Genomic DNA, 26,793 nt, shown 5'->3' on the forward strand with positions numbered 1-26,793 from the left:
TCTTTGCCAAAAATTAGCGACATAACCTCTGTATTGACAAATATAATACTTGAAAAAAGATACTCCAAAATTTGCTTTTTATAATAGTATCTTGCTGAGCGTACCCACCATATATGGCATGGATATCTTCCTGATATCATGCCGGGGCAGCTGTACGGTTACCGCATCCATGGGCCGTTTGACCCGGAAAACGGGCACAGATACAACGCCCATAAATTATTAATTGATCCCTATGCGAAGGCTATCGCGGGGGTGATCGGCTGGCATGATGCGCTTTTTGCCTATGTGATGGGTTCAGAAATGCAGGACTTGAGTTTCAGCGAGCTGGACAGTGCGCCGTTTATTCCTAAGGCAGTGGTCGTCGATGAGACTTACGACTGGAAAGGGGATGTACCTCCTGATATTCCTTATCATGAATCTATTATTTATGAGGCACACGTAAAAGGTTTTACCATGCAGCATCCGGATATTCCTGAAGAGATCAGGGGTACTTATGCCGGGCTTGCCCATCCGGTAACTTTAAATTACCTGAAGGAACTGGGTGTCACTGCCATAGAACTCATGCCGGTACATCAGTTTGTGAATGACCGCCACCTGGTGGAAAAGGGGCTCAGCAATTACTGGGGCTACAATACCATCGGTTTTTTTGCTCCTGACGTCCGGTATGCGGCCAGTACCGAACGCGGAGGCCAGGTAAAGGAATTTAAAGATATGGTAAAAGCCATGCATGTAGCGGGGATAGAGGTCATCCTTGATGTGGTATATAACCATACTGCCGAGGGAAACCATATGGGGCCGACACTCTCTTTTAAAGGGATAGATAACGCATCTTATTACAGGCTGACCGGTGATAAGCGTTATTACATGGACTATACAGGTACCGGAAATACGCTCAATGCCAACCTGCCAAACGTATTGCGGCTGTTTATGGATAGCCTGAGATACTGGATCACAGATATGCATGTGGATGGATTCCGTTTTGACCTGGCGCCCGCACTTGCACGGGAGCTGCACAGTGTAAATAAGCTGAGTGCTTTTTTTGATATTATACACCAGGATCCGCTGATCTCGCAGGTTAAACTGATTGCAGAACCCTGGGATATCGGCGAAGGCGGGTACCAGGTGGGCAACTTCCCGCCGGAATGGGCAGAATGGAACGGTAAATACCGGGATTGCATCCGCGATTACTGGAGAGGCGCCCATAGTATGCTGGGTGAATTTGCCCAGCGGTTTACGGGAAGCCCCGATCTGTACCAGGACGACCTGAGAAGCCCCACGGCAAGTGTTAACTTTATCACAGCCCATGATGGTTTTACGCTGCATGACCTGGTGACGTACAACGAGAAACATAATGAGGCAAACGGGGAAGATAATAAAGACGGTGAACAGCATAACGGTTCTTATAACTACGGAGTGGAGGGCGAAACGGAGGATGCGGAGATCAATGTGATCCGCTCCAGGCAGAAACGCAATTTGCTGACCACGCTGTTCCTGTCACAGGGTGTACCGATGATGGTAGCGGGCGACGAGTTTGGGCGCACACAAAGGGGAAACAACAACGCCTATTGCCAGGACAATGAGATCTCCTGGCTGGACTGGATCAATGCAGACAGGGAGCTTTTCAACTTTACCCAGCAGCTGATCCATTTGCGGAAGCGGCATCCTGTTTTTTGCAGAAGGAGATGGTTCCAGGGGGTGCCTATAAAAGGCATAGGACTGGAAGATGTGGCCTGGTTCCTCCCTGAGGGTGTGGAAATGGAAGAGCACAACTGGAATGAGGACTATGCCAAATCACTGGCTATTTATTTGAACGGAGATGACCTGAGGAGTACCGATCAGAAAGGGCAAAAGATCACAGATGATAGTTTTTACCTGATGTTCAATGCCCATGATAATTATTTAGATTATAACCTGCCAAATGAACGTTATGGTAAAGAATGGATGAAAGTACTTGATACTGCCATACAGGACATTAATGAATCTCCAACCAGGCACTTTACGAGTGACACGATCAGGGTGGAGGGAAGATCTATTGTTTTATTAAAACATGTAAGGAACACTAATGAATATGTTCAACCAGGTAAAAAGAGAAATAGGCGTAAACTTTAATGAGGCCAAAAACGCGGAAATCAGATTTTGGGCTCCGGAGGCGGACCGTGTTGATATCCAAACAGCACAAAAACTGCTTCCGCTTGAAAAAAAAGATTTGGGATACTGGGAATTGCAGAGTGATGCGCTCCAGCCCGGGAGTACCTATAATTTCCTGCTGAACGGCGAGACACTGATACCCGACCCGGCAAGTCTGCGGCAGCCCGAAGGTGTGCATGGTGTTTCGGAGGCGGTGGACCTGAAGGCTTTTGTGTGGACAGACCAGGCCTGGAAAAACCCGGCACTAGGCAGCTACGTACTTTATGAGCTGCATGCAGGTACGTTCAGTCCGGAAGGTACCTTTGAAGGTGTCATCGGTAAACTGGATTACCTGCTTGACCTCGGAATTACAGCCATTGAACTGATGCCTGTTGCCCAGTTTCCGGGCGAGAGGAACTGGGGTTACGACGGTGTTTTTCCTTTCGCTGTCCAGAATTCCTATGGTGGCGCGGCCGGTTTGCAGAAACTGGTGAATGCATGCCACGAAAAAGGGCTGGCAGTGGTGCTGGATGTGGTATATAACCACATGGGGCCAGAGGGAAACTACTTCGGCCAGGCCGGTCCTTATTTTACCGAAAAATATCATACCCCCTGGGGAAGCGCAATTAATTTCGACGATGCCTGGTCTGACGGCGTACGCCGGTACTTTATTGAGAACGTACTGATGTGGTTCAGGGATTTTCACCTGGACGCCTTGCGGCTGGATGCGGTACATGCGATCAAAGACCTCGGTGTTAAACATGTGTTGCAGGAGATCAGCCAGGAGGTGGATCTGCTGATGGAGGCTACCCGCCGGAACTATTACCTGATCGCCGAGTGCGACCTGAACGATAACAAGTACATCAATCCCCTGACGCAGCATGGTTATGGAATGGATGCGCAATGGATCGATGAATTTCATCATGCATTACGTGTAACAGCTGGCGAACCGACTACCGGGTATTACAGTGACTTTACCGGGATCAAACACCTGGAAAAGGCCTATCGTGATGGCTATATCTATGACGGGATCTACTCCCCTCACCGCCTGAAAACCTTTGGCGGCAAAGCCGAAGGCAATACGGGGTCTCAGTTTGTGGTGTTCTCACAAAACCACGACCAGGTAGGAAACCGCATGCTTGGAGAGCGCAGCAGTGAACTGCTGAGTTACGAAATGCAGAAGCTTATGGCAGGCGCGGTCTTGTGCAGCCCCTTTTTACCGATGTTGTTTATGGGTGAGGAATGGGGAGAGACACATCCTTTCCTTTTTTTTACCAGCCATGGCGATCCGGAGCTGGTAAAGGCTGTCAGGGAAGGACGGAAAGCAGAGTTTGCGGCCTTTCATGCCGAAGGGGAAGCCCCCGATCCGCAATCCGAAGATACCTTTAACCGGTCCAGATTACAGTGGGACCTGCTGGAGGAAGAAGGGCATCAGCAACTGCTGTCCTTCTACAAAACAATGATTGGCCTGAGGAAACAATATGGCCCGCTGAACAATACAGAACGCAGTCAACTGACCGTCTCTGCCGATGCAGCTACAAACTGCCTGGTGCTGAAGAGATGGGAAGATGGCGTGCAGGTATTATGCCTGATGAATTTCTCCAAAAAAACGCAGGATATTACTATTCCTGACGATAAACCCTATTGGAGAAAGATCCTGGACTCTGCCGATCCGAAGTGGAAAGGCCCACACGCAGCTCCTGCGTCCATCGATGCATTGCAAAGCCTGGAGATTCAGCCTCAATCTATTTTAATTTATACGAACAAATATGCTTAACCCGATTTCTACCTATCGCATTCAGTTCCATAAGGGATTTACATTTAAGGACCTTGATCAGATCATTCCTTATTTAAAAAATATTGGGATCACCACGATCTATGCTTCGCCTGTCCTGGAGGCCGTTCCGGGCAGTATGCATGGTTATGATACGGTAAACCCCGGGCGGATCAATCCTGAAATCGGAACCCTGGAAGAACTAAAGGAAATATCCGGAAAGCTGCGGGAACTGGACATGCAGTGGGTACAGGACATCGTGCCAAACCATATGGCTTTTGATCCCCATAATCCATGGTTGATGGATGTGCTGAAAAATGGCCGGGCATCAGCTTATGCAGGTTTTTTTGACATCAACTGGTCGGGCGACGAAAACCTGCCGCTGATGGTGCCTTTCCTGGGCAGTTCCCTGGAAGAGACCATTGCTGCGGGAGAGCTGAAGCTGGTAAAACGTAATGACGGTATTAAACTGCAGTATTTTGAAACGGAATGGCCGGTAAACGATAAAGTGAAAGATACAGGAATGCCTTTGCAGGAGGCTGTCAGAGCCCAGTATTACAGGCTTTGTTCATGGAAGGAAACGGATGAACAGATCAATTACCGCAGGTTTTTTACCGTAAATAGCCTGATCTGCCTGAATATGCAGTATGAGGAAACTTTTACAGCCTATCATCAGCTGATTAAAACGCTGCTGGACGAGGGTGTTTTCCAGGGGCTGCGGGTAGACCATATTGATGGTTTATACGATCCTGAAGGTTATGTTGAGCGTTTGCGTGCACTTGCGGGAGAAGATATCTATATCGTTGTGGAGAAAATTCTCGGGGAAGGTGAATGGTTTCCCGGAAAGTGGCCTGTTCAGGGCACTACGGGTTATGATTTCCTGGCACAGGTGAATAACCTGTTCACCGCAAAGGATGCAAAAAAGAAATTTACTAAGTTCTATGAATCGCTTACGGGCGAGAATAAAAGCATCCTGAGGCTGATCAGGCAGAAGAAAGCCGGGATCCTGGGTGATCATATGGCCGGGGAGCTGGACAACTTATACCAACTGTTTACCGGGCTTCAGCTGGCAACGGCGGAAGAACTGAATACTTTGAAAGCCGGTACGCTGAAAGATGCAATCGGGCAGCTGCTGATCTGCTGTCCTGTATACCGCTTTTATGATAGTGAGCTGCCGCTGTCATACCTGTATGCGGAGGAGATGGAACATCTCTTTAAGGAGGTCAATGTAGTGAAAACGCTGCAGGATGCCGTTTCCCTGTTGAGAACGGTACTGCTTGAAAGGCCACTGGCAGGAGACGCAGCATACAATTCCGGGGCGGCGCAGTTTTACCTGCGCTGTATGCAATTCAGCGGGCCCCTAATGGCAAAGGGCGTGGAGGATACCTTGATGTACACCTATAACCGTTTTGTGGGGCACAATGAAGTGGGAGATGCACCTTCGGCCTTTGGCATAAATAAGGAAGATTTTCATGAGCTGATGCAGAACAGGGAGCTGGCACTGCCGGCATCAATGAATGGGACATCTACCCACGATACCAAAAGAGGGGAAGATGTACGGGCAAGGCTCAATGTGCTGACAGACTTGCCGGATGAGTGGATCATTAAGGTGAAGGACTGGAGAAAGTTCAATAAAGAATTTGCCTCCGGACTGGACCCGAATGATGAATATTTTATTTACCAGACGATCGCCGGAAGTTACCCGATGCCCGGAATGCCTGAAGATAACTATACGGAGCGCCTGCAGGCCTACCTTGAAAAAGCGCTGCGGGAAGGGAAGATAAATTCTAACTGGACGGAGCCTGATGCCGATTATGAACGGCTGGTAAAAAACTTTGTGCTGGAGATTTTGAGTCAGTCGTCACCCTTCTGGAAAAGTTTTGCACCCTTTCACCGTAAAATATCGGATTTTGGAATACTGAATTCCCTCAGTCAGCTGCTGCTGAAATTTACCTGCCCCGGTGTGCCTGACACCTATCAGGGGACTGAACTATGGGACCTTAGCCTGGTAGATCCGGACAACAGGAGGCCTGTAGATTATGGGCAGCGCAGCCAATGGCTGGAAGATATCCGGAATGGAAACACCTCGCTGAAAAAACTGTGGAAAGAACGTTTTAACGGAAAAATTAAGCTTTACCTGTTACATGTACTACTGCAAAAACTCAAGCCGTATGCCGGGCTGCTGGCCTCGGGTGATTATATATCTCTTGAAGTGAAGGGCGAATTTGCAGACAATTTACTGGCTTTTGCAAGGCAGGAAGAAAATAAGTGGCTGGTAGTGGTGGTACCGCTTTTCCTCGCGCAGCTTCATGAAGAGATGCCTGACCTGGAAAAACTGAACTGGGGAAATACCCATATCAAACTTCCTGTGAGGTCATCCTTTCATTGGAACAACCTGATGAATGACGATACGGGAATATCCAGTGGTCCTGTGCTCTCTGTGACGGAATTGTTTGATGACTTTCCTTTGGGGCTGGTTTCGCTTGAGCAGATTGAAAACCGCCGGGGTGCCGGTGTGCTGCTGCATGTCACATCACTGCCGTCAGCCTTTGGCATAGGGGATATCGGTATTGAGGCATGGAATTTTATCGACTTCCTGGTAAAATCGGAGCAGAAATACTGGCAGTTGCTGCCACTGAATCCCATAGGGACCGATCAGGGTTTTTCTCCTTACAGCTCTGTTTCGGCAATGGCCGGCAATACGATGCTGATCAGTATAGAACAGCTATATATGACGGGTTTCCTGGAAGAAAGGTATGTGAATAAGTTCAGGTCTGCCGTAAAAGATGAAATTGATTTTGAAAAAATAGCTGGACTGAAGGACAGGATGCTGCTGAAAGCATTTTTATTTGGTGTGGATACGGATCAGCCTGGAGATACCAGTTATAGCGAATTCTGTGAGCGGGAGAAGAACTGGCTGGATGATTTTGCGCTTTACTCGGTACTGAAAGAAAACCAGGGCGGAGTAGCATGGGTAGACTGGTACCCGGCTTATCGCGACCGTGATCCGGTAAAGCTGCGCCAGTTTGCAGCCGATTACCGGCAGGAACTGGAATTTGTAAAATGGAAGCAGTTTATATTTTTCGTACAGTGGGCTGATGTTAAAGCATACGCGAAGGATAACGGTATAAAGCTTTACGGGGATCTTCCTTTTTATGTAGGGTATGATTCTGCGGATGTATGGTCGAACCGGGAGCTGTTTGGATTGGATGCAGAGGGCAGGATGACCGGGATTGCGGGTGTACCCCCGGATTACTTTAATGCTGACGGACAGCTGTGGGGAATGCCGGTGTATGACTGGGAAAAGATGAAGGCTGATGGTTACCAGTGGTGGCTGCGCAGGATCCACAAGAATATGGAATTGTACGACCTGCTGCGGCTGGATCATTTCAGGGCATTTTCTGATTACTGGGAGATACCTGCGGGGGAAAGCACTGCCGTTAACGGAATCTGGAAGCCTGGTCCGCGGGCTGATTTCTTCACCGTGCTGGAAAGGGAATTCCCGGATATGCCTTTTGTAGCTGAAGATCTCGGAGAGATCAATGAAGCGGTTTATGAGCTGCGCGACGAATTTAAGCTGCCGGGAATGAAGGTCCTGCAGTTTGCTTTTGGAGAGGATATGGGACTAACAGATCATATACCGCACAATTTTAAGTCGGACGATTTTATTGTCTACACCGGAACGCATGACAACAATACTACCAGAGGCTGGTATGAAATGGAAGCCGGAAAGATCGTTAGGAAAAATCTTGATAAATACACAGGCACTGGCGTGGACAGTAAGAACGTACATACTGTACTTGCCAGGCTTGCATATGCTTCTGTAGCGAAGGTGGTTATTCTGCCCATGCAGGATATCCTGGGGCTTGACGGAAAATCAAGGATGAATAAACCCGCCTCTCCGGATGGGAACTGGAAGTGGCGCATGAAAGAACAGCCGGGGAAAAGCGTGGAAAAAATGCTGAGATCACTGGTAAGGACCTATGGCAGATCATAGTATTTCTATTTTCTTTTATAGACCCTTACCCAATCCACCAGTGTTGTACAGGGAAATTTAGCCTCCGGTACTATCCTTCCGCCATAAGTCTGGTTGTCGTTACCGCCAACGCCGGCGGACAGGATGAGGTAAAATTTATGATCAAATGGTTTCCACTGGGTAAAGTGATGGGAGTATTCGGAAAAGAATACATTTTTTCCGCCGATAACCTTTGTGCCGTCAGCATCTTGTCCGTCCGCAGCATTTCCAAATGCTGCACCGTCATTGAAGTAATTGATATGGTAGACCTGCTGATCGATACTGAATTCCATGCGGTCTGCAAACCAGTCTATTCTGTAAATATGATATGCCCCGCTACCGGCTTTAGGGTCCAGGTCTTTAGCGGGCCACCCTCCGTATTCGGGTTTAACTGCGGGTACCTGGGCTTCGGCATATGAATAATAGCCACCTTTCAATCCATGATTCCAATCCTGATAGGTGTTGTTTTCCCATGACCAAGCATAATGAACGGTGCCGAGGTTGGCATAGGGGATCGTCCCTACGTATTCCATAATATCAACTTCTCCGCCCTGTGGCCACATCAGGTGGTCTTCACCCTGAGGTATCTCGTCCGGCAGCATCCAGAATGCAAATCCCTGTCCTTTGTACTTGACATCCCTTGCCCAGATTCTTGCTTCGATACGTGTACCTGGTCCGATGGATAACTTTCCTTTGCTGTTTATTCTGCCACTGGTAAATTCCCTGTCCATGTAAGACTCCTTAACAGTAGTAATGCTCAATGCGCCATCGGCTTCCGGGGTACCTGCAACAATACTTACGTTTACAGGCCGGTCAGTTGCCCGGTCCAGCTGCCCGGTCCCGAAATCTCCGTTGACCCCTGTTCCTGTTTCATAGGTCCATTTTGTCAGATCAGTTGATGTACCTTTAAATTCATCGTTCCAGAGCAGATCATAACCGGGATAGCTTACTGGATCAGCACCCTTTACTGCGCTGGCTTCAGCGGTGTTGTTTTGTAATGCGGATTTACCTGATTTTTCACATGCTGTGAATAATGCAAGGGGAATAATCAGGGAGAGGATCTTTTTCATAGGTTTTGTTTGCTAATATATGTTATTGAATAACAGTGTATACCGTGTTTTTATTTTATAATAAAGGAATAGAATTAAGCAGATGAAACCTATCACCAAAAATGGGGAGATTGAAACTGAGACCACACATTTTTGAAGACAGATTGTTAATTTGCAGTGATATATAGTTAACTGGAAAAATAAAAACTCAATATGAATAACGATAACAGAAATTTTGTGGTAAAGGAATTGGTCTCTCTGATTGAAGCTGGAAATGCACATGCTTCATTTGAACAATCGGTTGCAGAAGTTTCCATAGATCTGATCACTGTTGTGCCTGAGCATTTGCCTTACAGTATCTGGCAGATGACTGAACACATGCGGATCGCTCAGTGGGACATTGTAGAGTTTTGTCTCGGGTCGGACCACCCGTTGCTGAAATGGCCTGATGATTACTGGCCTGCGGCCGGTGAAGAGATTGGAAAAGACAAATGGGAGATTACGCTGGAGAGTATCCGTAAAGACAGGGAACGGTTTATTGACTTGCTGAAGGATGAGAAAAATGACCTGTACCATCCATTTGCTCATGGCGAGGGGCAGAGCCTTTTCCGCGAAGCAGTGGTGATCGCAGACCATAATTCTTATCATATAGGCCAGTTGGTCTTGTTGAGGCGCCTGCTCGGAGACTGGAAATGGTAAGAAAAACAGTCGGGAGCCGGCTGTATTTTTAACCGGTAAAGTTGATATAAATCGAAATCGCTAAAACGTTTTAAAGTTGTCATGTGACCGGTGGCATATGCTATTCCTGATAAAAATAGGATTCCAAAACGCTGCTGAATGCGGCTGAAATGATTAAGAATGACCTTATTAGAATGTAAAATAGGGAAATGTGTCTTCGTTAAATAGTTAGGGAATTTACTAGCTTTACGCCCTAATTCAAATATAAAATGTGTGGAATTGTAGGTTATATCGGCCATAGGGATGCATGGCCAATTGTCCTTAAGGGCTTAAAGAGATTAGAATACCGCGGATATGACAGCGCCGGTATTTCATTGATCAGTGAAAACAGATTAAGTATCTATAAAAAGGTAGGGAAAGTTCAGGAACTTGAGAACTTTAGTGAAGGCAGGAACCTTTCCGGTACGATTGGTATGGGCCATACGCGCTGGGCCACCCACGGCATTCCATCCGACAGAAATTCACACCCCCATACTTCGAACGATGGCCGCCTGACCATTATTCATAACGGGATCATCGAAAATTACGCAATACTAAAGGAGGAACTGGTTTCAAGGGGCCATGTGTTCAATAGTGATACCGATACTGAGGTGCTGATTCATCTGATCGGGGAGATCTATAAAAAAGAAAATGTGGATCTGCTGGAAGCTGTACGTTTGTCGCTCCACCAGGTAAGCGGTGCATATGCCATCGTGATCATGGACGAAGATCAGCCCGAGCAGCTGATTGCCGCCAGGAAAGGCAGCCCTCTGGTGATAGGTGTAGGTGCCGGTGAATATTTTATTGCTTCGGACGCGACGCCCATCATTGAGTATACTAAAAATGTCATTTACCTGAACGACAACGAAATTGCGCTGGTGAAAAGAGAGGAACTGGTGATCAAGAGACTGGATAACGTGGTGCAAACCCCATATATCCAGGAACTGGAACTGAAACTTGAAATGCTTGAAAAGGGCGGATACGAACATTTTATGCTGAAGGAGATCTTCGAACAGACGCGGTCTATCCGCGACTGTCTGAGAGGCCGTATTTATCCGAATGAAGGCAGGGTGCAGTTGGGCGGAATCAAAGAGTATGCCGATAAGCTGAAGAATATAGACCGTATTATCATCGTGGCCTGTGGTACCTCGTGGCATGCAGGATTGGTAGGTGAGTATCTTATTGAAGAATATGCAAGGATACCCGTGGAGGTGGAATATGCTTCGGAATTCCGCTACAGGAACCCGATCATTACAGAGAAGGATGTAGTGATTGCCATCTCCCAGTCGGGCGAAACTGCTGATACCATGGCAGCTATCCAGATGGCGAAAGAAAGAGGGGCCACCATCTTTGGCGTATGTAATGTAGTGGGGGCTTCTATCCCAAGGCTTACACATGCCGGAGTATATACCCATGCGGGACCGGAAATAGGGGTAGCCTCTACCAAAGCGTTTACTGCTCAGGTAACGGTACTTACGCTGATGGCTTTCTATATGGCACAGCAGAAGGGTACTTTAACTCAGGCCAAACTGGTTGAGCTGCTTACCGAGCTGGATCACATCCCTGAAAAGATTGAAAAGGCACTGGAGTCCAATGCGCTGATCCTGGATATCGCCCATAAATTCAAGGATTCCCGGAATTGTCTTTTCCTGGGCAGGGGAAGCGGTTTCCCGGTAGCCCTGGAAGGCGCTTTAAAGTTAAAGGAGATCTCTTATATCCACGCGGAAGGATATCCTGCGGCAGAAATGAAACATGGCCCGATTGCACTCATTGATGAGGAAATGCCTGTTGTAGTCATCGCAACCAGGAATTCATCCTATGAAAAGGTGATCAGTAACATCCAGGAAGTAAAAGCGAGGAAAGGTGTTGTGCTGGCTATAGTGACGGAAGGTGATACGGAAGTACGCGGTATGGTGGATTATTGTATAGAAATCCCTGACGCAAGTGAGGCATTTTTACCGCTGCTGGCTACGATTCCGCTGCAGTTACTGGCTTATCATATTGCTTTGTTAAGAGGCTGTAATGTTGATCAGCCGAGAAATCTGGCGAAGTCTGTCACAGTAGAGTAAGGGGGGGACTACCTGGGGGTAAAATAAAGCTGTACTATTTCAATGCTGTATAGCGCTGAAGGGCGCTAGAAGGTATTGAAATAGTACAGCTTTATTTTTGAAACAGGATAATCCAGAGGAGAAACCAGGGGATATTACAAGACCCTCCAGTCCCAGGCAACGATATTCCAGGTATCTGACTCGACAGGAAGGACGTATATAGTTTGTGCACCCAGTCTTTCATGTACTTTTTGTGATAATGGGTTGTGGACAGAGATGGCAGACAGGCCGAGTTCGAAGCGGGATGCGAAATGTTCTTTCTGAAAATCGAACAGCAGTTTGATGACGCCCTTGCCGCGATAGTCGCGGTGAACGCAATCCTGCCCCAGCATATATATCTTATAGTCAAAAACCGACTTGCCTTGATAAGTTATGGACCGGAGCAAATCTAAAAGGTCTTTCAGGGGCTTGTAAACTTCCTCTGACTCCTGAAGAAGGATAACCACATAGGCCACAACTTTGTCTCCGTCTTTTACAATGATAGAAGGTGATATCTGATGAAGAACCCTCAGGTCTTCAATGGGATAATTCCAGGTGACATATCCCTCTTTTTCTTTGAGTTCATCAGGGACCATGGAAGGAGAGTTTTCCAATGAAAGTGCTGCAATTTGAACTAATTCCTCGTCTTCGCTTACAAATTTGGTGATTAACATAATTGAAATGTAATAAATAAAACACAAAATAAACTTATGCGCAATAAGTGTATGTGACATTGTTGCGCATAAGTTGATTTATTAACGTTTTATTGAAACGAAAATTATGTTGGAAAGTAAAATTACTAAGATGCGATAGTTTCGGTGGTACGGCTGATAGCGATCTTTCTTACGGTATCTATGATAGAATTCTTATCGTAACCACAGATGGCCCATAGTTCTGCCTGTTCGCCATGTTCTACAACTTCGTCGGGCATACCCAGACGGATCACCTGCGACTGGTAATTGTGATCGGCCATAAATTCAAGTACTGCAGAACCCATTCCGCCTTGCAGGCAGCCGTCTTCTACGGTAACTATCTTTTTATAACGTTTAAAGACATCATGCAGCAATGTTTCATCCAACGGTTTGACAAAGCGGATATCGTAATGTGCAGGATGGATACCTTCACTGTTCAGCTCCTTACAGGCTTCCACTGCGAAATTTCCTACATGGCCGATGGTCAGTATCGCAACATCTTCACCATCACATATTTTCCTGCCCTTACCGATCTCAATCGCTTTGAAAGGACGCTTCCAGTCTACCATCACACCGGCACCTCTTGGGTAACGGATAGAAAAAGGACCTGCATCCTTCAACTGTGCGGTATACATCAGATTCCGGAGCTCTTCCTCGTTCATCGGAGCGGCAACGGTCATATTGGGAATGCAGCGCATATAGGCAAGATCGTACGCACCATGGTGTGTAGCGCCGTCGGCTCCTGCAACACCTGCACGGTCCAGACAGAAAACGACATTCAGATTTTGTATCGCTACATCGTGGATCACCTGGTCATAGGCGCGCTGCATAAAGCTTGAATAAATATTACAGAAAGGAACGAGTCCCTGGGTAGCCAGTCCGGCGCTGAATGTAACGGCATGCTGCTCCGCAATACCCACGTCAAAGGCACGGTCAGGCATGGCCTTCATCATGATATTCATAGAAGAACCGGAAGGCATTGCAGGGGTAATACCTACAATGTTTTTATTGGCCCCGGCAAGCTCTACCAAAGTATGGCCAAACACATCCTGGTATTTTGGTGGCTGCGGTTTGTCGGTAACCGATTTTTTGATCTCACCCGTCATTTTATCAAACAGACCCGGTGAATGCCATTTGGTCTGGTCTTTCTCGGCCAGTGCAAAGCCTTTTCCCTTTACGGTGATGCAGTGCAGCAGCTTGGGGCCGGGAATATCCTTAAGATCTTTCAGAATGGCAGCAAGTTTTTTTACATCATGGCCGTCAACAGGGCCAAAATATCTGAAGTTCAGGGCTTCAAACAAATTGCTTTGTTTGAGTAATGTGCCTTTGATACTCTTTTCGATCTTTTTGACAAAGGTATGGGCATTTGGGCCCAGCTCTGAAAGCTTGATCAGTACGCTTGATATATCATCGCGGAAACGGTTGTATGATTTAGAGATCGTAATGCTCGTCAGGTATTCTTTTAATGCGCCTACATTCGGGTCGATAGACATACAGTTGTCATTGAGGATGACCAGCAGGTTTGAATTTTCAATTCCCGCATGGTTAAGCCCTTCAAATGCCAGGCCAGCTGTCATTGATCCGTCCCCGATCACAGCAACATGCTGACGGTCGTTCTCTCCCTTGTAATGAGAGGCTACGGCCATCCCCAGGGCTGCAGAGATGGATGTGGAAGAGTGGCCTACGCCAAAGGTATCATATTCACTTTCGCTGATCTTCGGGAAACCACTGATACCATTCAGTACACGATTGGTATGGAAAACAGATTTTCTGCCGGTCAGGATCTTATGCCCGTAAGCCTGATGACCTACATCCCAAACCAGCTTATCATAGGGGGTATTGAGTACATAATGTAAGGCAACGGTAAGTTCCACTACGCCAAGACTGGAAGCAAAGTGACCGCCATTTACGCTAACTACATCAATGATATACTGACGCAATTCCTGACTGATCTGCTCCAGATCATCTTCTTTATACTGCTTTAGATCAGCAGGGTAATTTATGTTCGGTAGTAATGGAGGGGTAAAATTTTCCATGCAGTTATTAGTAGACAACAATATACAAAGTACGTGATTTTAGTTAATAAAACAGCAAAATATTAGTCATTCCATTCAGTTATGACAAAGGTGTTTGCATGATGACACAATTATGCAGCCGAATTTGTCAGGAAATCATTATTTTTACAAAAATTATATTTTAATAAATGGAAAGAGATACTTTAATCTTTGATTTGATTGACAAGGAATTAGACCGTCAGGAACATGGACTTGAGCTGATTGCTTCAGAGAACTTTGTAAGCAGGCAGGTTATGGAAGCTGCTGGTTCAGTGTTAACAAACAAATATGCAGAAGGCTTACCAGGCAAACGTTATTATGGCGGCTGTGAGGTAGTGGATACTATTGAGAACATTGCTATTGAGCGTGCAAAGAAACTGTTTGGTGCAGCATGGGTAAATGTTCAGCCCCATTCAGGTGCGCAGGCAAATGCTGCTGTAATGCTTGGCGTACTGCAGGCGGGAGATAAGATCCTGGGATTTGATCTTGCACATGGTGGTCACCTGACACATGGTTCCCCGGTTAACTTTTCAGGTAAATTGTATCAGCCGCTTTTTTATGGCGTAAAGAAAGAAGACGGACTGATCGATTATGCTAAACTGGAAGAAGTAGCTCTGGCAGAACGCCCGAAACTGATTATCTGCGGTGCATCGGCCTATTCAAGAGAGTGGGATTATGCATTTATCCGCAGCGTGGCCGACAAGATTGGCGCACTGGTACTGGCAGATATCTCACATCCGGCCGGATTTATTGCCAAAGGTTTACTGGCAGATCCGCTTCCGCATTGCCATATCGTTACAACTACAACTCACAAAACCCTTCGCGGACCCCGTGGAGGAATGATCATGATGGGCAGGGACTTCGAAAACCCATTCGGTTTGAAGACACCTAAAGGTGAAACCAGGATGATGTCTTCCGTGCTGGATATGGCAGTTTTTCCGGGAACACAGGGTGGACCTTTAGAACATATCATCGCCGCAAAAGCTATTGCATTTGGTGAAGCGCTGAGCGACGAATACCTGGTATATATCAAACAGGTACAGGCCAATGCACAAGCGATGGCAAAAGCGTTTGTAGCAAAAGGTTACGGTATCATTTCCGGTGGAACTGACAATCACTTAATGCTGATCGATCTCCGCAATAAAAATATCACCGGAAAAGCGGCAGAGAATGCGCTGGAAAAAGCCGATATTACCGTGAACAAAAATATGGTGCCTTTTGATGATAAATCACCATTTGTGACTTCAGGAATCCGCGTGGGAACTGCTGCAGTGACCAGCAGAGGATTAAAAGAAAAAGAAATGGAACAAATAGTTGATCTGATAGACCAGGTGCTGACAAACGCCGACGATGAGGCTCATCTTGCTGAAATAAAGAAACAGGTAACTTCCCTCGTTGCCGGTTTCCCGTTATATAAATAAAAACTAAGGGTCAAACCAAATATGCCAGATCATTCAAGACTACCTTCATCAACGGAGAAGGAGAGATTATGTGCCTTACACGCTTATCATATCCTGGATACTCCTGAAGAAGGTAGTTTTGATAACCTGGTAAAACTGGCCACACAAATATTCCGCACGCCTCTCGCCTGTATTTCCCTGATCGATGAGAAAAGGGAATGGCTCAAATCTGCTATCGGTATTGATGAAAAGGAAACACCAAGGGGAATGTCTTTTTGTGAATATACGATTTCCGGAAAGACCGTTTTTGAAGTGTCTGATGCGCTGAATGATGACAGGTTCATGAACTTTCCGGCAGTAAGCGCCAAACTCCATCTGCGTTATTATGCAGGTGCCCCCCTGATTGATGAAGATGGTTTTGCACTGGGCTGTCTCTGTATTATGGATGTTGTGCCGCGTAAGCTGGATGAGGGGCAGAAAGAGATACTGATGAACCTGGCGAAGGACGTGATGCTGCACCTGGCGCTCAGAAAAAAGGATCAGCAGAACCAGGAGAATATCCTGCGTTTCCAGGAACGGCTTACAGAAAGTAAAAAGGCTGAAGGCGACCTGGTGAAGCTTTCGTTTGTTGCCAGCAAGGTAAACAATGCGGTGGTGATCAATGATGCGAACAACCAGGTAACCTGGGTAAATGCTGCTTTTGAAAAAATCACAGGTTTTACCCTGGATGATGTAAAGGGCAAACGCCTGGGCGACCTGATCATTGGACCCAAAACCGATATGGAACTGGTTGAAGAGGTACGCCGCCTCACAAGAAAACGCCAGTCATTCACGATTGATATGCTGGCCTACCGGAAGGACCGTCGTGAGATCTGGCTTTCTGTTTACAATACCGTGGTGCTGGATGAGAAAGGGAATGTAGATGCTGAAGTGGAGATCATCATCGATATTACAGATAAGAAAAAAGCTGAAAAAGAGCTGCAGGTGCTTTCCCTGGTTGCCAGCAAAACCAATACGGGGGTAAGCATCCAGGATAAGGATGGTATTACCACCTGGGTCAACAAATCACTTGAAAGGATGACCGGGTATACGCTGAAGGAACTGAGAGGGCACCAGATGGGAAATATCCTGTCGCCAAATTTCTACGACCAGGAGCTGATACGGACCTCACGGAATAAAAGCAGGAACAACCAGTCCTACAGCATAGAGGTACTGGGGGAGAAGAAAGACGGGACACCGATCTGGTTCTCCATCTCCAATACACCGATCTTAAACAGCAGGGGACAGGTAGAAAGACAGATTGACCTGATCTCGGATATTACCCGGCGCAAGCAGGTGGAAAAGGAAATGATTGAGGCGAAGGAACAGGCACTGAAGCTGAGCAAGGCAAAAGAAATGTTCCTCTCGGTGATGAGCCATGAAATCCGTACCCCTCTGAATGCCGTGATCGGCATGACCCACCTGCTGCTTGATAATGATCCCAAGCTTTCCCAGATCGATGACCTGAATATCCTGAAGTTCTCCGGGGAGAACGTGCTGCATATCATTAATGACATCCTGGATTTCACAAAAATAGAAACGGGAAAGATGGAGCTGGAGATTTTTCCTTTCAGCCCGAAAACACTGGCAAATGATATTATCAATTCCTTGCAGGTCAATGTGAAGAAGAATGGAAACCAGCTTGCCCTGTTGTTTGATCCCGAAATACCGGATCAGGTGCTGGGCGATAAAAACAGACTGTACCAGGTACTGATGAACCTGCTGGGGAATGCCATTAAGTTTACGGAAAACGGCATTGTGCAGCTTAAAATAAAGTTGACAGGACAAAATGAAGAGGAGTCTGTGGTAAGGTTTGAGATTGCAGACAACGGGATAGGGATTCCAAAAGATAAGCAGCAGTATATTTTTGAGACCTTCACACAGGCGAGAACTGATATCTCCAGGAAATATGGCGGTACAGGGCTTGGCCTGGCGATCACAAAAAAGCTGCTGGATATGTTTAATGCCGGGATCACTGTGGACAGCATTGAAGGGAAGGGAACTACTTTTGCTTTTGAAATTGCTTTCAGTAAAACTGCCGAACCAACAGTGGCCATGGGAATGGATACTGAAATGAAACTGTTTACGGGTAAAAAGATCCTGATTGTAGATGACAATGAAATCAATATTTTAATTGCCAAACGGATCCTGAGCAAATGGGGTCTGGAGGTTGATGCTGCAATAAACGGTTATGAGGCGATAGACAAGATTATGAGCACCCGCTATGACCTGGTGTTCATGGATATCAAGATGCCGGGAATTGATGGCTTTGAAACCACAGGTATCATCCGTGATATCAGCGATACCTATTATAAAGAAATACCCATTATCGCCTTAACAGCTTCTACGCTGAAAAATGACCATTTCAAATTTGTTGAATGCGGGATGAACGGTCATGTGTTAAAGCCCTTTAATCCACAGGAGATCAAACAATTGCTTTCAGGGTTTTTATCCGTTGAAAGGATGGAAAAATAGCGCTGGCCGGAAAGATAAAGGGCCGATACTTCTATGAAGAAAATATCGACCCTTACCATCTAAATTAACGCTCTCGAATATATAAACGGAGATATTTTGTAAATGTTATCTGCTTTATAAAAAAATTAAAAAGTTTTTCACCGGCCTTTTTCTGCTCATTAATAATTATTCTGCAAATGCCACTGCGGCGATATTTAGTGTGCTGACGCCGCAATTCAGCAGCACCTGTCCGCAGGATTCAAGTGTGGCGCCGGTAGTGATCACATCATCTACAAGTATTACATTTTTGGCTGCCAGTTCCTCAGGCATGGGCGCATAAAAAACTGCTTTCATATTTTCAAAACGGCTGTACCTGTTTTTTTTGGTTTGCGTACCGGTATTCCTCCGGCGAACGAGCAGGCTGGTGTTTACCGGAACCTGAAGTACCCGCGACATGCCTTCTGCAATGAGCCTGCTTTGGTTGTATCCGCGCTTTCTTTCCTTTTTGATATGCAGGGGAACGGGGATGATGAGGTCCGCACGGTGATAAAAAGGGGAGGCAGCAAGTCTTTCCGCCAGCATGGCGCCCATCCTTAAACCTAGATCGGTCCGGGACCTGTACTTCAGCTGATGGATCAGTTCCTGCACCCGGGATCCTTTTCTGAAATACAACATTGCCATTGCCGTATGACAATGGATCCTGCCCCAGAATAGTTTGGCTACGGCATTTTCCTGATGGAGATGGAAGTCTGTAAAGGGCAGGTCATACAGGCAGCGGGTACAGATCTGCTGTTCGCCATGAACCAGCTGTACCCCGCAGGCATTGCAGGGATCGGGAAATAACAGGCAGAAGAAATCGTATAGATATTGTTTAAACCGGCGCATGTGGCCAATGTAATTCCAAACTGCAATACGGAGGTTAACGAATTTTAATCCTGCTCCTTTACGGCTAACTGTCCGCAGGCGGCATCAATATCTTTTCCGCGGCTGCGCCGGATATTGGTGTTCACGCCCTGGCTCTTCAGATAATTTGCAAAAGCATCGATCTTATCTCCTTCTGCGTTGATGAAATCGGCAAACTGGATGGGATTGTATTCAATCAGGTTCACTTTGCAGGGAACATGTTTACAGAACCTGGCCAGGTCCATTGCATCCTGTATCTCGTCATTGAAACCATTGAATACGATATATTCATAGGTCACCGGGTTTTTGGTCTTGGCGAAATAATATCTTAAAGCTTCGGCTAATGCTTTCAGGGAGTTGTGCGCTGTAATGGGCATAATCTCATTCCTTTTTTTGTCATCAGCAGCATGGAGGGAAAGTGCAAGATTAAATTTGGCACCATCATCTCCCAGTTTTTTGATCATTTTGGCAATGCCGGCCGTGGAAACGGTGATCCGTTTATAAGACATATTCAATCCGTCAGGCGCAGTGATGCGCTCTATTGACTTTAATACATTGGCATAGTTTAACAGGGGTTCGCCCATACCCATGTACACAATATTGGTCAGCGGTGCATTGTAGTTCTGTTTGGCCTGCTGATCGATCAGTACCACCTGGTCATAGATCTCATCGGCATTGAGGTTACGCTTTCTGTCCATGTAACCTGTTGCACAGAATTTACAGGTCAGACTGCAGCCTACCTGCGAACTCACACAGGCGGTCATCCGTTCTTCCATGGGAATCAGCACACCTTCCACAATATTCCCGTCATATAAACGGAAAGCGCTCTTGATGGTATGGTCATTACTGAACTGGGAGTTGCTCACCGATACGACATTGATGGCATAGGATTCATCCAGTTTCCTTCTCAGATCTTTGGATAAATTGCTCATTTCTTCGAACGAACGCGCAGATTTCTCCCAGAGCCATTGGTAAACCTGTTTGGCACGGTACGCGGGTTCATTCATTTCAATGAAGTGCTGCTGAAGCTGGACAAGATTCAGCGAGCGTATATCGGTTTTAGTTATTGTAGCAAGCATTTCATGCAAAGTTACCTAAAAATAATAAGCCACCCAATATTTATAATGACTTGACTAACAGATGGCATTATCTTTTTGGGCTCCTTGTTTTTCCTGCCGGTGCACCGGACTTGCCATTGGATGGTCTTACAGACCTTCTGCTTGGGCCGTTACTTTTATTCCAGTCGGACGATGGCCCTGCTGGTTTATACGATGACGAACCTCCGGCTTTTGACGCAGAGGCTTTTGAAGGCCTTTCAGCACCTTCTGCTTTTCCTGCCCTGGCTGAGGCAGATCTTGCTGAGGGGGCCTTGCCTTTGGCCGCTCCGGCAGGTCTTGCCCTTGAAGATGTCTTTTTTGGTGTTACATTCACCATATCTGCATCTTCTTTAACGGTGGCTGCTTTTTTGACTACCCTTTTAGGTGTTTTATCGGCAGCTGAGCTTGACTTGGCTACTAAGTTATAGATATCGGTTTCTTCTTCAGGAGTAAGTTCTCTCCATTCCCCTACAGGAAGGCCCTTCAGGCTGATATTCATGATGCGCACCCGCTCCAGTTTGGTCACCTCAAATCCGAAGTGCTCGCACATACGGCGGATCTGGCGGTTCAGTCCCTGGATCAGCGTAATCCTGAAAACGAAAGGGCTCTCCTGGGTTACCTTACATTTTTTTGTCATTACTCCCAGCACCGGTACGCCCTTGGCCATGTTGGTAATGAACTGGTCTGTCAGCGGTTTGTTCACCGTTACCAGGTATTCTTTTTCGTGGTTGTTTCCTGCACGGAGGATCTTGTTGACCAGGTCACCGTTGTTGGTCATGAAAATCAGTCCCTGCGAATCCTTATCCAGTCTTCCGATGGGAAAAACGCGCTCACTGTGGTTCACATAGTCAACAATATTACTTTTTACGCCGGCTTCAGTGGTGCTGGTTACCCCAACTGGTTTGTTAAATGCGAGCAAGATAGAATTCTCTGCCTGTTTTGGTTCAATGGCTTGTCCGTTCACAGAAACCAGGTCTCCGAAGTATACCTGATCGCCAACTTTAGCTTTTCTGCCGTTAATCAATACATTCCCCTGCTCTATATATCTGTCGGCCGCTCTTCTCGAGCACATGCCGCTTTCACTTATGTATTTATTTAATCGGGTGGTAGAATCAGCCATAAACGTAATTAATTTCTTTTTACAAAGTAATCAATTAATACCCATATATGCTATCAAAATAATTTACTAAATTTATAAAATAATAACTAACACAGACTATTATGCCTACTGCAGCTCCTTTGGACCATACAGACGCCAGCCTGGAAAGTCTGTTTAAATATGGCGACAAGAACGAATACCACAAACTGTATAACAAGTACGCTCCTGCGGTATTGGGCGTGTTGAGCAGGACGCTGGGAGACAAAAAGCTGGCAGAGGACTGCATGCGGGACGTGTTTCGTAAAATTTGGGAAGAGCGTGCAAACTATAATGCTGAAAAAGAACGTTTATTTACATGGGTGATAAAAATAGCCATGAGCTGTGTGGCTGGATTACCTGCACACAAGAGAAATCAGTTTGCCGATGATGTGCATGAGGAGATCGACCTGGTGTATGCCATGGACATTAAAAGCTATTTGAAGGAAAAACAACAGGCCGAAGGAGTTAACTTTGCCATAGGGGTAGATGTAACAATTAAGGAAGCGATCCGTCTGATTTACTTTGAATCACATAGTTTTGCCGGAGCGGCGGCAACATTGGGCATACCTGTTAATATGCTGAGGGAAAAAATGATTAAAACAATTAAACAAATAAAGGGATCATTACTGACATGAAGGACCTGCAGGAATTTATAACATCCGGAATTCTGGAACAATATGTTTTAGGTGATACCAGTGATGAGGAAGATGCAGAGGTGCTGATGATGGCCGGCAAATTTCCCGAAGAAATTGCCGGGGAGATACTGGGCATCAGTACTGCCCTGGAGTATTATGCCCTTGAAAATGCAATCGAACCAGATCCTGTCATCGGACCATTCTTACTGGCTAAAATTGATTATATGGACCGGCTGATGGCAGGAGAGCTATTTTCAGTAGTTCCGCCCCTTTCCGAATTTTCTCTGATAGAAGACTATGCGGAATGGATCAACCGTGAGGATATGGTGGCGCCTGAAGATTTTGAAGGAATCTTCGCGAAGATCCTCAGCCATACCGATGCCCTGACAGCTGCGCTGGTATGGCTCAGGGAGATGGCACCTCAGGAGGTGCACGATGACCAGTACGAGAGATTTCTGATCCTGGAGGGCAGTTGTGATATAGCCATTGAAGATCATGGAACGCATTCGCTGAAAAGAGGCGATTATCTGCAGATCCCCCTGCATAAAAACCACCATGTGACCGTTACTTCTATATTTCCCTGTAAAATTCTGCTGCAAAGGGTCGCCGCATAATTTTACGCCCGTTTTTCAGAATTGGGAAGAATAAACTTAATTTGTAAACATGGTTTCTTACATTTCTGCATCACGGATCTATCCTGTTAGCACTGCACCCATTAAAAACGGGGTAGTTGCAATCCATCCTGACGGAACGATCGCCGATGTACTTCCTGCAGAGGAGGCTGCGGCAAAAAACATACAAAATATAAAATATTACGAAGGGATCCTTGTCCCTGGGCTGGTCAACACACACTGCCATCTTGAACTTTCGCACCTGGAAGGCAAAATAGCCATGCATACCGGCCTGCCGGGTTTTGTACAGCAGGTAATACAGCAAAGACAGGCTGCTGCTGCCGAAATGGACGCAGCGATGGAAAAGGCGGATGCTGCGATGTTTGACAATGGCATTGTGGCGGTGGGTGATATTTCCAATCAGATCGCCTCCAGGGAAGTTAAACTGCAGAGTAAACTCTACTATCAGACCTTTGTGGAGGCCATGGGTTTTAGTCCCGGCCGCGCAGCAGAGATCATCACACAGGCAAAAGCTACCCGGGCAGCTTTTCACCCGCTAAAGGCAACCATTGTACCGCATGCCCCTTACTCTGTATCGGCTGCGCTCTTTGCGGAGATCAATGCCGTATCCGGAATAGAAGGGGAATCTGTTTCCATCCATAACCAGGAAACTGCCGATGAGAATGCCTTTTTTGAAAGCAAGACCGGGCACTTTCTGAAACTGTACGAATTCCTGGGACTGGATATCTCATTTTTTGAGACACATGGAAAGTCATCCCTTCAAACCTATCTGCCGCTTTTATCTGCGGCCCCCAGAACATTACTGGTGCACAATACTTTTACCAGCAGGGAAGACCTTGAGTTTGCTGCCGGGGCACACGACCTTTTATTCTGGTGTTTATGCCCCAATGCAAACCTGTATATCGAAAACCGGCTGCCTGATATCGGGTTGCTTAGAGCAGCAGGAGTAACCCTTACGCTGGGGACTGACAGCCTGGCCAGCAACCAGCAGCTGAGCATCCTTGCAGAAATGCTGACCCTGCAGGAGAAGGCCGGGGTACCTTTTGAGGAACTGCTGCGCTGGGCAACGCTCAACGGGGCAGCCTTCCTTGGAATAGATAACCTGTACGGAAGTTTTGAAAAAGGAAAGAAACCGGGAGTTAATCTGATCACGCAGGCAGAGGGTGGCCGGCTGACTGCCCAAACCACTATTCAGCGTTTGGCCTAAAATTTCTACCATGTCAAACCGTATCATCAATTTGTTTCAGATTCAATACCCCATCATCCAGGCCGGAATGGTTTGGTGCAGTGGCTGGAGACTGGCCGCTGCAGTATCATCTGCCGGCGGACTCGGCATCATAGGGGCGGGCTCCATGTGTCCTGATGTTTTGAGGGACCATATACGAAAAGCAAAGCAGGCTACAGACAGGCCCTTTGCCGTCAATGTACCCCTGCTGTACGCGGATACTGAAAGGGTAATGCAGATCCTCGTGGAGGAGAGTGTGAAGATCACATTCACCTCAGCCGGGAATCCCGCACTCTGGACCGGCTTTTTAAAAGACCACGGCATCGCTGTGGTACATGTAGTGTCCAATACAAAATTTGCAAAAAAGGCGGAAGCCTGCGGTGCAGATGCCGTTGTGGCGGAAGGATTTGAAGCCGGGGGGCACAATGGAAGGGAAGAAACAACTACCCTGTGCCTGGTGCCGATGGTAGCTGATGCTGTGCAGATCCCCGTTATTGCTGCGGGTGGCATATCGTCAGGACGCAGTATGCTTGCTGCAATGGCATTGGGAGCGGAGGCTGTACAGATCGGTTCTGCATTTGCGGTGGCCGAAGAATCTTCAGCTCATCCGGCGTTTAAGGAAAGGATTATCCATGCTGCGGAAGGAGATACCCGGCTGCGGCTGCAGAAGCTGGTTCCGGTAAGGCTGCTGAAAAATTCTTTTGAAGCTGCAGTAGCTGCGGCGGAAGCAGAAGGAGCCGACGAGGCAACTTTAAGCGCATTATTGGGGCGTGCAAGAGCAAAATTAGGTATGTTTGAGGGCAATATGGAGGAAGGTGAACTGGAAATCGGGCAGGTTTCGGCAATGCTGACCGCAATCCGGCCTGCGGCTGCCATACTGGAAGAGATCTGGCAGGGGTTTTTATCGGAGAAGGAAAAGCTGGATAAAAGCAGCTACTAAATATAATATATGAAGCATATCATTATCAGAATAACAGGAAAAGTACAGGGCGTATCATTCAGGTATACGACCAAGGTTGTGGCCGATCAGATGGGGGTAAGGGGAATGATCAGGAACGAGAAGGACGGAAGTTTATATATAGAGGCTGAAGCTGATGACACCTTACTGGAAGTATTCCTGGAATGGTGCCACGAGGGGCCCGACCGCGCGCAGATAGAAAACGTTGAGGTTACGCCCGGCGAACTGAAAAACTATCGTAATTTTGAAATTATTAAGAAATAGGGTCGCTTTATTACCCGTTTAACCAGCTCAAGTGTCAGTTTTAAAAAAGTTTCTAGGTCAGACAGCAGTATATGGTCTCAGCACCGTATTTTCCAGGCTGTTTAATTTTATTTTAACCCCATTATTTACGAAGGTTTACGTACCCAGTGTTTATGGGATATTCACCACGCTGTACAGTTATGCCTCGCTGATCAACGCTGTACTGGCCTTTGGAATGGAAAGCACCTACTTCAGGTACCTGAACAAACATGAGGACCAGAAACAGGAAGTCTATAACAACTCTTTTCTCTGCATCGCCTTTATTTCGGTACTGTTCCTGCTCACCGGTTCTGTATTTGCCAACGGAATAGCCTCATGGATAAATAACGGGCAGCAAACGCAGGTGCTGGACTATCAGCTATACATCCGCTTTTTTGTATGGCTGCTCTTCCTGGACGCAATCTGTGTGATTCCTTTTGCCAAACTGAGGGCTGATGGGAAAGCTTTTAAATACAGCCTGATCAAGTTTCTGAATATCGGGTGTTTCGTAGGCTTTAACTTATTCTTTATCTACGTTGTTCCGCTGATCATCAGCCGTCACCTGCCAACGGCCGGATGGTTTGAATCCTGGTACCGCCACGGATGGGTGGGTTATGTGTTTATTTCCAACCTGATTGCCAGTCTGCTTACCTTTTTACTGCTGCTGCCTGAGTTTTTGCAGATCAGGTTCCGTTTTGATAAAGCGCTTTTTTATAAAATGCTTTCCTACAGCTGGCCTATACTGGTTGCCAATTTGTCCTTTATCGTCAATGAAAACCTGGATAAGATCGTATTGAGCAGGTTGCTGCCGGATTCGGTTGCGGACGGGCAGGTAGGAATCTATGGTGCGGTCTGTAAGATCGCTATCTTTTTGAGCATTTTTATTACGGCTTTTCGCCTTGGGGCCGAGCCTTTCTTTTTCAGCCATGCAAAACACGCGAATGCGCGCAATACCTACGCCATCATTCTTCATTATTTTGTGATCGCCCTTTCCTTATTGTTCCTCGCCCTGGTGGCAAATATCGAGATACTGAAACATTTCATCGCCCAAAATTACTGGGTGGGCCTGCCCGCAGTGCCTTACCTGTTATTCGGCTACGTCTGCCTGGGGATCTATATGAACCTTTCGATCTGGTACAGGCTGTCAGACCAGACAAAATACGGCCTTTATATCTCAATGGTAGGCGCTGTTATTACGATAGCCTTCAATTTTGTGCTCATCCCGAAGTACAGTTACATGGGTTCTGCATGGGTATCAATGCTTGCCTACTTTGTCATGATGGCAATCTCATATGTACTCGGACAAAAATATTATCCCATACCTTATAAGCTCAACAGGATTCTGGCCTATTTACTGATCTCTGTGGTCATGGTGGTGCTGTCATTCTGGGTATTTCACAGGAACATCTATATTGGCAACGGCCTGCTGCTGCTGTTCTTTGCAGGAGTATGTTATGTAGAAAAGGATGAAGTAAAAGCGCTTCTGGCGAGAGGTAAATAACTCGCATACTGCGG

The 26,793-nt window shown here is 46.7% G+C and carries 19 protein-coding genes; 13 read left to right on the forward strand and 6 right to left on the reverse strand.

Going from position 1 to position 26,793, the window contains the following annotated elements; all coding sequences use genetic code 11:
* Nucleotides 1-138 precede the first annotated feature (138 nt).
* From glgX to treY, 3 genes are read left to right on the forward strand one after another with little or no spacing between them, the layout of a single operon-like run.
* Complete coding sequence (glgX, locus tag BLW16_RS12050) at nt 139-2,109, forward strand: glycogen debranching protein GlgX (RefSeq protein ID WP_245735249.1); 1,971 nt, start codon at nt 139-141, stop codon at nt 2,107-2,109.
* Complete coding sequence (gene treZ / locus BLW16_RS12055) at nt 2,063-3,904, forward strand: malto-oligosyltrehalose trehalohydrolase (RefSeq protein ID WP_090556891.1); 1,842 nt, start codon at nt 2,063-2,065, stop codon at nt 3,902-3,904. Before glgX ends, treZ begins: the two co-directional genes overlap by 47 nt.
* On the forward strand, nt 3,897-7,898 hold the full coding sequence (gene treY / locus BLW16_RS12060; protein WP_090556894.1) for a malto-oligosyltrehalose synthase: 4,002 nt from the start codon (nt 3,897-3,899) through the stop codon (nt 7,896-7,898). The genes treZ and treY overlap by 8 nt, the downstream gene beginning before the upstream one ends.
* Before the next feature lie 5 nt (nt 7,899-7,903).
* On the opposite strand, the gene BLW16_RS12065 is transcribed toward treY, so the two are convergent.
* Complete coding sequence (locus BLW16_RS12065; RefSeq protein WP_090556897.1) at nt 7,904-8,986, reverse strand: glycoside hydrolase family 16 protein; 1,083 nt, start codon at nt 8,984-8,986, stop codon at nt 7,904-7,906.
* Between the two features lie 192 nt (nt 8,987-9,178).
* Here BLW16_RS12065 and BLW16_RS12070 point away from each other — a divergent pair, with 192 nt between their 5' ends.
* Together BLW16_RS12070 and glmS are read left to right on the forward strand one after the other, a co-directional pair.
* Nucleotides 9,179-9,664 carry a DinB family protein gene (locus BLW16_RS12070; protein WP_090556899.1) on the forward strand — a complete coding sequence of 162 codons (486 nt, stop codon included), beginning with the start codon at nt 9,179-9,181 and terminating at the stop codon, nt 9,662-9,664.
* A 248-nt stretch (nt 9,665-9,912) separates the two neighbouring features.
* Nucleotides 9,913-11,751, forward strand: coding sequence for a glutamine--fructose-6-phosphate transaminase (isomerizing) (gene glmS, locus BLW16_RS12075; protein WP_090556902.1), 1,839 nt, complete (start codon nt 9,913-9,915; stop codon nt 11,749-11,751).
* Between the two features lie 134 nt (nt 11,752-11,885).
* Here glmS and BLW16_RS12080 read toward each other — a convergent pair whose 3' ends face one another.
* Both BLW16_RS12080 and dxs read right to left on the reverse strand, forming a co-directional pair.
* On the reverse strand, nt 11,886-12,443 hold the full coding sequence (locus BLW16_RS12080; RefSeq protein WP_090556904.1) for a GNAT family N-acetyltransferase: 558 nt from the start codon (nt 12,441-12,443) through the stop codon (nt 11,886-11,888).
* A 125-nt stretch (nt 12,444-12,568) separates the two neighbouring features.
* The gene (gene dxs / locus BLW16_RS12085) at nt 12,569-14,497 is read right to left on the reverse strand and encodes a 1-deoxy-D-xylulose-5-phosphate synthase (RefSeq protein ID WP_090556906.1); all 1,929 of its coding nucleotides are present in this window, start codon (nt 14,495-14,497) and stop codon (nt 12,569-12,571) included.
* A gap of 167 nt (nt 14,498-14,664) precedes the next feature.
* Here dxs and glyA point away from each other — a divergent pair, with 167 nt between their 5' ends.
* Both glyA and BLW16_RS12095 read left to right on the forward strand, forming a co-directional pair.
* A complete protein-coding gene (gene glyA, locus BLW16_RS12090) occupies nt 14,665-15,936 on the forward strand; it encodes a serine hydroxymethyltransferase (RefSeq protein ID WP_090556909.1) in 1,272 nt (423 codons plus the stop codon).
* A gap of 21 nt (nt 15,937-15,957) precedes the next feature.
* Nucleotides 15,958-18,429: a PAS domain S-box protein gene (locus BLW16_RS12095; protein WP_090556912.1), complete on the forward strand. Its 2,472-nt coding sequence runs from the start codon at nt 15,958-15,960 to the stop codon at nt 18,427-18,429.
* Nucleotides 18,430-18,594: 165 nt separating this feature from the next.
* On the opposite strand, the gene BLW16_RS12100 is transcribed toward BLW16_RS12095, so the two are convergent.
* From BLW16_RS12100 to rluF, 3 genes are all read right to left on the reverse strand, one after another.
* Nucleotides 18,595-19,293: a ComF family protein gene (locus BLW16_RS12100; RefSeq protein ID WP_090556914.1), complete on the reverse strand. Its 699-nt coding sequence runs from the start codon at nt 19,291-19,293 to the stop codon at nt 18,595-18,597.
* A gap of 44 nt (nt 19,294-19,337) precedes the next feature.
* Complete coding sequence (gene rlmN / locus BLW16_RS12105; RefSeq protein WP_090556916.1) at nt 19,338-20,390, reverse strand: dual-specificity RNA methyltransferase RlmN; 1,053 nt, start codon at nt 20,388-20,390, stop codon at nt 19,338-19,340.
* Nucleotides 20,391-20,457: 67 nt separating this feature from the next.
* Entirely contained in the window at nt 20,458-21,528 is a 1,071-nt protein-coding gene (rluF, locus tag BLW16_RS12110; RefSeq protein ID WP_090556918.1) for a 23S rRNA pseudouridine(2604) synthase RluF, read from the reverse strand.
* A 101-nt stretch (nt 21,529-21,629) separates the two neighbouring features.
* On the opposite strand from rluF, the gene BLW16_RS12115 reads away from it, so the two are divergent.
* Genes BLW16_RS12115 through BLW16_RS12140 form a run of 6 tightly spaced genes read left to right on the forward strand, consistent with a single transcriptional unit; the run spans nt 21,630 to nt 26,779 of the window.
* Complete coding sequence (locus BLW16_RS12115; protein WP_090556920.1) at nt 21,630-22,181, forward strand: RNA polymerase sigma factor; 552 nt, start codon at nt 21,630-21,632, stop codon at nt 22,179-22,181.
* Nucleotides 22,178-22,795, forward strand: coding sequence for a cupin domain-containing protein (locus BLW16_RS12120; protein ID WP_090556922.1), 618 nt, complete (start codon nt 22,178-22,180; stop codon nt 22,793-22,795). The genes BLW16_RS12115 and BLW16_RS12120 overlap by 4 nt, the downstream gene beginning before the upstream one ends.
* 49 nt (nt 22,796-22,844) lie before the next feature.
* Nucleotides 22,845-24,020, forward strand: coding sequence for an amidohydrolase family protein (locus BLW16_RS12125; protein WP_090556924.1), 1,176 nt, complete (start codon nt 22,845-22,847; stop codon nt 24,018-24,020).
* A gap of 10 nt (nt 24,021-24,030) precedes the next feature.
* The gene (locus BLW16_RS12130) at nt 24,031-24,978 is read left to right on the forward strand and encodes an NAD(P)H-dependent flavin oxidoreductase (protein ID WP_090556926.1); all 948 of its coding nucleotides are present in this window, start codon (nt 24,031-24,033) and stop codon (nt 24,976-24,978) included.
* A 9-nt stretch (nt 24,979-24,987) separates the two neighbouring features.
* Nucleotides 24,988-25,260, forward strand: coding sequence for an acylphosphatase (locus tag BLW16_RS12135; protein ID WP_090556928.1), 273 nt, complete (start codon nt 24,988-24,990; stop codon nt 25,258-25,260).
* 31 nt (nt 25,261-25,291) lie between these two features.
* Entirely contained in the window at nt 25,292-26,779 is a 1,488-nt protein-coding gene (locus tag BLW16_RS12140) for a lipopolysaccharide biosynthesis protein (protein ID WP_090556930.1), read from the forward strand.
* Nucleotides 26,780-26,793 lie beyond the last annotated feature (14 nt).

The organism is Pedobacter hartonius (assembly GCF_900107535.1).
Taxonomy (GTDB): Bacteria; Bacteroidota; Bacteroidia; order Sphingobacteriales; family Sphingobacteriaceae; genus Pedobacter; species Pedobacter hartonius.